Source organism: Saccharothrix sabaoui, from assembly GCF_051756985.1.
GTDB lineage: Bacteria > Actinomycetota > Actinomycetes > Mycobacteriales > Pseudonocardiaceae > Actinosynnema.
Genome location: NZ_JBPKJK010000251.1, coordinates 1 through 8,510 on the forward strand (window position 1 = coordinate 1; position 8,510 = coordinate 8,510).

At 74.3% G+C, this 8,510-nt stretch carries 8 protein-coding genes; 2 read left to right on the top strand and 6 right to left on the bottom strand.

From position 1 onward, the window contains the following. The 6 genes from ACR807_RS39625 to ACR807_RS39650 all read right to left on the bottom strand — a co-directional run. Positions 1-1,604, bottom strand: a 1,604-nt coding sequence (locus tag ACR807_RS39625) for a choice-of-anchor M domain-containing protein (protein WP_438926680.1), incomplete at its 3' end; no start/stop codon positions are given. Continuing rightward, a complete protein-coding gene (locus tag ACR807_RS39630; RefSeq protein WP_438926681.1) occupies positions 1,601-2,998 on the bottom strand; it encodes a choice-of-anchor M domain-containing protein in 1,398 nt (465 codons plus the stop codon). The genes ACR807_RS39625 and ACR807_RS39630, both read right to left, overlap by 4 nt. After that, a complete protein-coding gene (locus ACR807_RS39635; RefSeq protein WP_438926682.1) occupies positions 2,995-3,885 on the bottom strand; it encodes an anchored repeat-type ABC transporter permease subunit in 891 nt (296 codons plus the stop codon). Before ACR807_RS39635 ends, ACR807_RS39630 begins: the two co-directional genes overlap by 4 nt. Next, positions 3,882-4,634: an anchored repeat-type ABC transporter ATP-binding subunit gene (locus ACR807_RS39640; RefSeq protein ID WP_438926683.1), complete on the bottom strand. Its 753-nt coding sequence runs from the start codon at positions 4,632-4,634 to the stop codon at positions 3,882-3,884. Before ACR807_RS39640 ends, ACR807_RS39635 begins: the two co-directional genes overlap by 4 nt. Then, complete coding sequence (locus ACR807_RS39645; RefSeq protein ID WP_438926684.1) at positions 4,627-5,454, bottom strand: TIGR03773 family transporter-associated surface protein; 828 nt, start codon at positions 5,452-5,454, stop codon at positions 4,627-4,629. Before ACR807_RS39645 ends, ACR807_RS39640 begins: the two co-directional genes overlap by 8 nt. After that, entirely contained in the window at positions 5,442-6,968 is a 1,527-nt protein-coding gene (locus ACR807_RS39650; protein WP_438926685.1) for an anchored repeat ABC transporter, substrate-binding protein, read from the bottom strand. The genes ACR807_RS39645 and ACR807_RS39650 overlap by 13 nt, the downstream gene beginning before the upstream one ends. Before the next feature lie 270 nt (positions 6,969-7,238). Between ACR807_RS39650 and ACR807_RS39655 the strand changes: the two genes are divergently transcribed. Both ACR807_RS39655 and ACR807_RS39660 read left to right on the top strand, forming a co-directional pair. After that, positions 7,239-7,886 (top strand): choice-of-anchor M domain-containing protein, encoded by a 648-nt coding sequence (locus tag ACR807_RS39655; protein ID WP_438926686.1) that lies wholly within the window; start codon positions 7,239-7,241, stop codon positions 7,884-7,886. Further along, positions 7,883-8,510, top strand: a 628-nt coding sequence (locus tag ACR807_RS39660) for a choice-of-anchor M domain-containing protein (RefSeq protein WP_438926687.1), incomplete at its 3' end; no start/stop codon positions are given. The genes ACR807_RS39655 and ACR807_RS39660, both read left to right, overlap by 4 nt.

The following is an 8,510-nucleotide window of genomic DNA, read 5'->3' on the forward strand; positions in this document are numbered from 1 at the left end:
CGCCGGGTGAGGACCAGCACGGCGGCGCCGGTCGCGGTCAGCAGGGCGGCGAGCAGCACGGCCGTGCCCACACCGCCGACGCCGGTGGAGGCCAGACCCGCCGGCCTGGGCGCGGACGCCGCCGGCGAGGTGGTCGGGACCGGCCCGGCGGTGGTCGTGCCGGCGGGCGTCGTGGTGGCCGGTGCCGTGGTGGTGGTGCCCGGGGGTGCGCAGGTCCCGCCCGCGGTGGGGTCGACGTCGCCGACGGCGATGGTGAAGACGTCGCTGTCGGTGGCCGTGCGGCCGTCGACGAGGGTGGCGGTGACCTCGACGGTGATCCGGTAGGTGCCCTCCGCGCCGAACGCCCAGTTGGCGTGCGCGTGCGTGCCGAGCGGGACCGTGGTGGTGTCGGGGAGGCCGTCACCGGAGTCGACCAGCACCACGGGGGCCACGCCGCTGAGGAACACGCCGAGGCGGCCGGGGCCGTCCACGGCGGTCACGCGGAGGTCGACACCGCCCGCGACCTGCTGCGGGCTGAGGGACTCGGTGTTCCAGCCGGCCCACACGACGCCGGGCACCTGGGTCTGCGGGATGAGCCAGACCGGTGCGCCGGGTGCGCCCAGGAACGAGTAGGCGGGGTCGGCGGGCACGGTGTTGCGCGCGGCGGGGACCAGGTGGAGCACGACGTCGGCCGGGTCGCGCCACACGGCGCGGTCGGGCCCCGCGGTGCCGTCCTTGACCCCGGTGGTGAGCCGGCCGTCGAGGAGGCGCGGGGCGATGAGGTCGACGTGGCCGTCGGCGAGGACCGCGCACGACGTGGGCGGGGCGGTGGTGGTCGTCGTGCCCGTCGTCGTGGTGGTGGTGCCGGTCGTGGTGGTCGTGGTCGTCGTGGTGGTAGTGGTGGTGGGGTCCGTGCCCGTGCCGGGTTTCACGGTGGCGGGGTCGACCGCGCCCACCGCGACGGCGTAGGTCGTGGTGTCGCGCAGCGGCGTGCCGTCCGGGGCGGTGGCCGTGACGGTGAAGGTGAGCCGGTAGACGCCCTGGGCGGTGAACGTCCAGTTCGCGTGGGCGTGGGTGCCGAGCACCAGCGGGTGCTGCTGCGGCAGCGGCAGGGCGGTGTCGAACACGCGCGGCAGCGGTTCGCCGACCGGGCCGCTCTGGAACACGGTGAGCGTGCCGGGCGCGGGGCTGCCGGGCAGGTCGCCGCCGATCGCGTCGAGGGTCCAGCGCACCGACCCCGGGTCGACCAGGTCGGCGGTCAGGGACTCGGTGTTCCACCCGGCCCAGACCACGTTCGGGTCCTGGATCTCGGGGATGAGCCACAGGTCGCTGCCCACGGGGCCGAGGAAGGCGTACTCGGGGATGTCGGGCACCTGGATGCGCGACTCCGGCTTGACGTGCGTGACGACCCGCTCGGGGTCGAGGACCGTCGGCGGGGTGGTGTTGCCGTCCTTGTAGCGGATGTCCAGCGCGCCGTCGACGACGACCGGGGCGAGCAGGTCCACGTGCCCCACGTCGACGACCGGCGCGGCCTCCTGGGCGGAGGCCGGGGCGAGGGACAGCGCGGCGAGCGCCGCGACCGCGAGGGCGGCGAACGCGGCTCTCGCGCGGGTCGGGGTGGTCACGGGTTCTCCTTGGCGGGGCGGCGGCGGGCGAGCACGAGCGCGGCGGCGCCCGTCGCGACGAGGACGAGCGCGAGGCCGGCGGTGGCGGGCAGGGCGGCGGGACCGGTGGAGGCCAGTCGGTTCGGCGTCCCGGTCCGCAGGTCGGTGCCGCCCGGCTGCTGCTGCCCAACCTGCCCGTTCTGCCCGGTCGGGACGCCGTCGCCGACGACGAAGGTGAGGGTCTCCGTGTCGCTCAGCGCGGTGCCGTCGGCACCGGTTGCCGTGACGGCGAAGGTCAGCCGGTAGCGGCCGGGTCCGGCGAACGCCCAGTTGGCGTGCGCGTGGGTGCCCAGCGGGACGGAGAGGGTGTCCGGCAGGCCGTCGGCGCTGTTGAAGATGATCTCCGGCGCGCCGAACGAGCCGGTGGTGAACAGGCCGAAGGCACCCGGTCCGTCGACCGCGGTCAGCGCCCACGTCACCGGGCCCGACACCTCGGCCGGGCGCAGCTCCTCGGTGTTCCAGCCCGTCCACAGCAGGTCCGCGCGCTGGGTCTGCGGCAGCAGGAAGACCTGTTCGCCGGCCCCGCCGAGGAAGGACAGCGCCGGTTGCGCCGGGAGTTCGGTGCGCGCGGCGGCCGTGACCCGGAACTCGACGTCCGCGGGTTCGCGCCAGGTCGTGACGCCGGTGGTGGTGCCGTCCTTGACCTGGGCGTGCAGGCCGTCCGGCAGCACGCGGAGCGCGACGGCGTCGACGTGGCCGCGGTCCGGGGTGACGCGGCCGGTGGCCGTGGGCGGCTGCTGCGCGGCGGCGGCGACCCGCGGCTGCGGCGGTGCGGCCTCGACCTGCGGCTGCGGCGGTGCGGCGGCGGGGGCCGGTGCCGGCGGGAGCGCCCTCGGCTCGACGGCGATCCCGGGCTCGGCGTCCGCGGCGACCGACAGCGCGTAGTCGCGCGTGGCGGTCAACGGGCTGCCGTCGAAGGTGTGCGCTGCGGCCTCGACGCGCAGCACGTGGTCGCCGGGCGGTGGCGCGTCGACCTCCACCGTCCCGCTGGAGGCGACCGGGACCGCCACCGGTTCGCCCTGCGGCGCGAGCGGTTCCGCGACCGGCTGCTCCACGGGCTCCACGACGGAGGTCCGCAGGCTCACGGTGTCGCCGAACACGGTGCCGGGTTCGATGGCGGTGGTGTCCCAGCGCAGGCGCACCCGCTCGGTCCCGGCGGGCACCGCGAGCGGGTCGGGCGGCGCGTCCAGCTCCAGCGAGCCGGTTTCGACGTCCAGCTCCAGCGAGCCGGTTTCGACGTCCAGCACCGCGTCCGCGACCCGCGTGTCGGGTACCGGTTCGGCGATCGCGGCGGGCGCGGTCATCAGCAGCGCGGTGGCCACGCCGAGCAGCGCGCCGGTCCGGGTGGGGGTCACGACTTCTCCTCGGCGAGCGCGGGCGCGGGCGCGGCGGGAACGGCGGTCCGGCGGGGCCTGGCGAGCAGGCCGTGGCGCGGCGCGAACAGCCAGCACAGCAGGAAGACCGCGGTGAGGGTGAGCACGATCAGGCCGCCGGCGGCCAGGTCGAACGCGTAGGACAGGTAGAGGCCGAGCACGCTGCCGCCCGCGCCGATCAGCGGGGCCAGCAGCATCATCGCGCCGAGGCGGTCGGTGAGCAGCCTCGCCGCCGCGGCGGGGGTCACGAGCAGGGCGAGGACCAGGATGTTGCCCACGGCTTGCAGCGAGATGACGATGGCCAGGGTCACCATCACGTGCAGCACCACGTCCAGCCAGAACACCGGCAGGCCGACCGCGCGGGCCTGCTCCCGGTCCAGGGTCGCGGCGGTGAACCGGCTGTTGAACAGCGCCGTGCACAGCAGCACCGCCGCGCCGATCACGGCGACCGACGCGACGTCGGAGTCGCTGATGCCCAGGATCGAGCCGAACAGGAACGACTCCAGCGAGCCGCCGTAGCCGGGCGCGGTGCTGAGGATGACGATGCCGAGGCCGAACGAGGCGGCGAAGAAGATCCCGATGACGGAGTCCTCCTTGAGCCTGCGGTTCTGCGCGAACACCGCGATCAGCAGCGCGGTGATCACGCCCGCGACCGCGCCGCCGAGCACCAGGTTGGTGCCGAGCACGAAGGCGACGGCGATGCCGGGGAAGACGGCGTGCGAGACGGCGTCGCCGATGAACGCCATGCCGCGCAGCACCACGTGGCTGCCGATCACGCCGCAGACCAGGCCCGACATCAGCGCCACCAGCAGCGCGCGGCGCCAGAAGTCGTACTCCCACGGCGCGGTCAGGAACTCCACGACCGTCACCCGGCCACCCCCAGTGCCTTGAGCAGCTGCTCGGCCCGGTCCAGGCCGAAGGTGCGCAGCCAGATGTCGGTGTCGGCCAGCGCGGCCGGCTCGCCGTCGGCGACGACCGTGCGGTTGAGCAGGCACAGCCGGTCGCACAGCGCGGTGGCGGCGACGAGGTCGTGCGTGGTCATGAGCACCGCCACCCCTTCGTCGCGCAGTCCGGTCAGCACCGCGCCCAGCAGCTCCTGGGTGGGTGCGTCGATGCCGGTGAACGGCTCGTCGAGCAGCAGCACCTCCGGCCGCAGGACCAGCGCGCGGGCGACCAGGACCCGTTGCCGCTGGCCGCCGGACAGCTCGCCGACCGGCCTGGTCCTCAGCCCCGCGAGGCCGACGCGGTCCAGGGCGTCGGCGACGGCCTCGCGGTCCCGCGCGGTGCGGCGGCGCAGCAGGCCGGTCAGGTGGGTGCGGCCGGTGGCGACCGCGCCCTCCACCGTGATCGGGAAGTCCCAGGCGAACTCGTGGCGCTGCGGCACGTAGCCGAGCGAGCCCTGCGCCTGGCGCGGCGTGCGGCCGGCGACGACGACCGTGCCGCGGTGCGCCGGCACCAGGCCGAGCGCGGTGCGCAGCAACGTCGTCTTGCCCGCGCCGTTGGGCCCGATCAGGCCGACCAGCTCGCCCCGGCGCAGCCGGAAGTCCACATCGGACAGCACCTCCCGGCCGCCCAGGTGCACGCTCACGCCGGTGATCTCCAGCACCTCGTCAGTCATCGGTCCCCCTCCTCGCGCGGCGGGACCGGGCGACGAGCGCCGCCGCCCCGACCACGAGCACGCCGCCCACCGCGATCCACGCCCACGGCGGGCCCTGGGCCGCGGTGCCCCCGGACGCGGCGGTGTCCGGTCCTGCCGTCCCCTGACCGGCGGTCGGGGTGCTCCGCGCCGTCGTGGCGAACGCCGCCGCCGGGTCGCCCGGTCCGACGTGCACGTTGAGCGTCGCGCGGTCGCCGAGGCCGCCGGCGGTGGCCATCTCCACGTCCAGCGAGTAGGCGCCCGGCGCGGTGAACACCCAGTTGCCGTGCACGTGGGTGCCGGCCTCGACGCCGGTCTCCTGCGGGTAGGGCCGGTCGCTGCCGAAGATCGCCTCCGGCGCGCCGAAGTTCCCGGTGAGGAAAAGCTCGAAGCGGCCGGGGCCCTCGACGCCGTGCAGGCGCCAGTCCACCTCGCGGCCGACGACCCCGGCGATGCTCGGGTCCTGGGTGTTCCAGCCGGGCCACACGACCCGCGGGTCCTGGACCTGCGGCAGCACCCAGACCTCGCCGCCGGGCGTGCCGAGGAACGCGTAGGCGGGGTCGTCGGGGACGGTGGTCCTCGCCGCGTCCGCCACCTGGAGCACCACGTCGGCGGGGTCCCGCCACACGGGGCCGTCGCCGGTGTCGTCGCGGAGCTGGAGGGTCCACTCGCCGTCGACCAGGCGCGGGCCGAGGTCGACGTGGCCGTCGGCGATGACCACCGGCGCGTCGGCGTGCGCGGCCGGGGGTGCGAGCAGGAGCAGCGCGGCGGCGGCGAGCAGGGCTCGGGTCAGGCGAGGCACCGGGCGACCTCCTCCGCGTTGTGCCGCATCATGTCCACGTAGTTGCGGGCGTCGTCGTCGAAGGCGTCGCCGTAGAGCAGGCAGACCTCGACGCCCTGGTCGCGGGCGACCTGGGTGAGCACCGAGCCGCGTTGGGCGAGGTTGGGTTCCATGAAGACCGCGGGCACCTTCAGGTTGCGGATGGTCTCGGTCAGCTTGCGCACGTCCTCGACGCTGGGTTCCTGCGCGGGGTTGGGCACCACGAACCCGGCCACGCTCATCTCGTAGGCGCCGGCGAAGTAGCCGAAGCCGTCGTGCGTGGTGACCAGGTGGCGGCGTTCGCGGGGCACGGCCGCCACGGTGTCGCGCACCCGCGCGTCGAGCTCGTCGAGCCGGGCGAGGTAGTCGCGGGTGTTGCGGTCGTAGTCGGCGGCGCCGTCCGGGTCGGCGGTGCGCAGCGTGTCGCGCATCAGCTCGGCGTAGGCGCGGGCGTTGCGCACGTCCTGCCACAGGTGCGGGTCGATCTCGCCGTGCACGTGCTTGCCCAGCACCGCCTGCGGCAGCTGGTGCACCGACGCGCCGGCCGTGCCGAGGAACGCGAACCGGGGGTCGTCGGGCACCGTGGCGATGGCCTTGTTCGGCACCTCGATGACCGCCTCGGCCGCGGGCACGACCTGCTGCGTGGTGCCGCCGGCGCGGTCGTTGAACGTGTACAGCTCGCCGGTGTCCAGGTCCACGGTCACGTCCGTGTGCCCCTCGTTCAGCACGGTCTTCGCGATGCCGGTCGGGTCGATGCCCACCGCGAAGGTGAACGTGCCCTCGCCCAGGGGCACCTCGTCGGCACCGTTGAGCAACGACGCGCGCATCGTCAGCCGGTAGGTGCCCGGTGCGGTGAACGCCCAGTTGAGGTGGGTGTGCGCGGCAGGAGGCAGCGTGGCGGAGTCCACGTCGGACAGTCCGTCGCCGGAGTCGAAGTACACCACCGGTTTGCCCAGCGACTCGGTCAGGTAGGCCACGAGCTTGCCCGGGCCCTCCACGGCGGTCGCGGTCAGCCGCACCTCGGAGGTGCGCGTGGCACCGCGCTGCCCGCCGTCGCCGCGCACGCGCAGCCCGAACCACAGCACGTCGAGCCCGACGTCCTCCACCAGCGGGATGACGTGCGCGCCGTAGGTCTCCGCCGCCTCGGCCAGCGAGACGTTCGGCGTCCCCTCGCGCGCGTTGGCGTCGATGGCCTTGATCAGCCGCTGTTCTTCGAGCAGCAGGTGGTTGGTGAACGTCACGTCCGCCGCGGCGACCTTCTTCGCGTCGGCCGGCGTCGGCTCGTAGGAGTGCGGGTCACCCCCGGGCGGCACCAGCGAGTCCACCCGGACCCGGTCTCCCCCGACGTTGCGCGCCAGGTCGGCCAGGATTTCCGTGGTCGCGACCACCGACAGGCCGTCGCCGGCACTTCGCCCCCCTGCCGAGGTGCACCCGGTCACGGCGAGCAGGGCCGCGCAGAAGGACGCGGCGGCCCGTGAGGGTGCACGCACTCGCATGTGTTCTCGAACCTCCAGACGCCCGTCACCCGACCGGTGGGGGCACCGCGAACTTAATACCAACGACAACCGTTTTCAATGGACCGTCCGGCCCTGATGGTAACGATTGCCATTAGCCACACTGGCCGTGTTCCCCGGCGGCCGTCGAACGCCGGCGCCCGCACCCCGGGATGGGGCCGTTCGGTCGTATTGACAACGATAATCGTGTGCAACACTCCGGGCACGGCCCCTCCCGGGCCGGAACACCCGCACGATTGGAGTGCCACGACCTTGCGCACGACTGCACGCATCGCCCTGCTCGCGGTGGCGGTGACCGGCCTGTCCGGCCTCGTCGCCGCTCCCGCGACGGCCACCCCGGTCGCCACCGTCGACTCGGGCCACGTCGACGTCTTCGGCGTCGCCTTCGAGGACGGCGCGTTCGACCTGCACGTCCACGACGAGACCAACGACGTCGAGCACGCGCCCTCCGAGGTCCTGCTGGTCGCCAAGTCGGCGGCGAAGACCACCGTGCCCGCCGACCCCGCCTACGCCTTCCTCGGCGCCCCCGGCGCACCGGTCTGGGTGCTGCCCGAGATCGAGGACCCGAACCTGATCTGGCCCGGCATCGCCACGGAGGAGGTGGAACCCGGCGTCTTCGTCGAGGGTTCCCTGCGCCTGAAGGTCACGCGCGCCTACGGCCCCGGCGACTTCAGCATCTTCACCACCGACGCCGTCGGCGCGCCGAACGTGCTGGTCGACAGCGGCAACGGCCTGCCCGACCGCATCGACCTCACGGCCGACAACCACGTGCACGCCAACTGGGCGTTCGAGGCGGCCGGCTACTACCGCGTCACCGTCCGCGCCGTCGGCACGCTGGCGGCGACCGGCGAGCACGTCGTGTCCACCCCCGCCACCTACACCTTCAAGGTGAACAAGTGATCGCCCGCCTCTCCGCCGCCGCGCTCGCCGCGGGGCTCGCCCTGCTCACCACGGGCACGGCCCACGCGTCCACCACCCTCTCCTCCGGCCACGTCGACGTGATCGACGTCGACTGGACCGGAACCGCGCTCACCCTCGACCTCGTCGACGCCACCGCGTCACCCGCCGTCGACCGCGACCCGTCGACCGTGACGCTCAACGCGGTCCCCGCGAGCAGGTCCACCGTGCCGTCCGGCAGCGCCTACTCCTTCCTCGGCGCGCCCGGGTCGACGTTCTGGGTCCTGCCGCAGAACCAGGTGAGCGGAATCCTCTGGCCGGGCCTCAACACCGCGGGCGTGCCCGCCGGCGCGCTGCTGAACAACTCGCTGACCGTGAAGCTCGTCTCGGTCACCGGTCCCGCCGACGTCAGCGTCTACACCACCGGCTTCGGCGGGTCGGTGAGCGTGTGGTTCGACAGCGGCAACGGCCTGCCCGACGCCCGCACCTTCGCGATCAACAGCCACGCCCACGCCAACTGGGCCTTCGAGGCGGCCGGCACCTACACCGCCGCCTTCGAGGTCACCGCCACCACGGCGGCCGGCACGGCGATCACCACCGGCCAGAAGACCTACACCTTCACCGTGC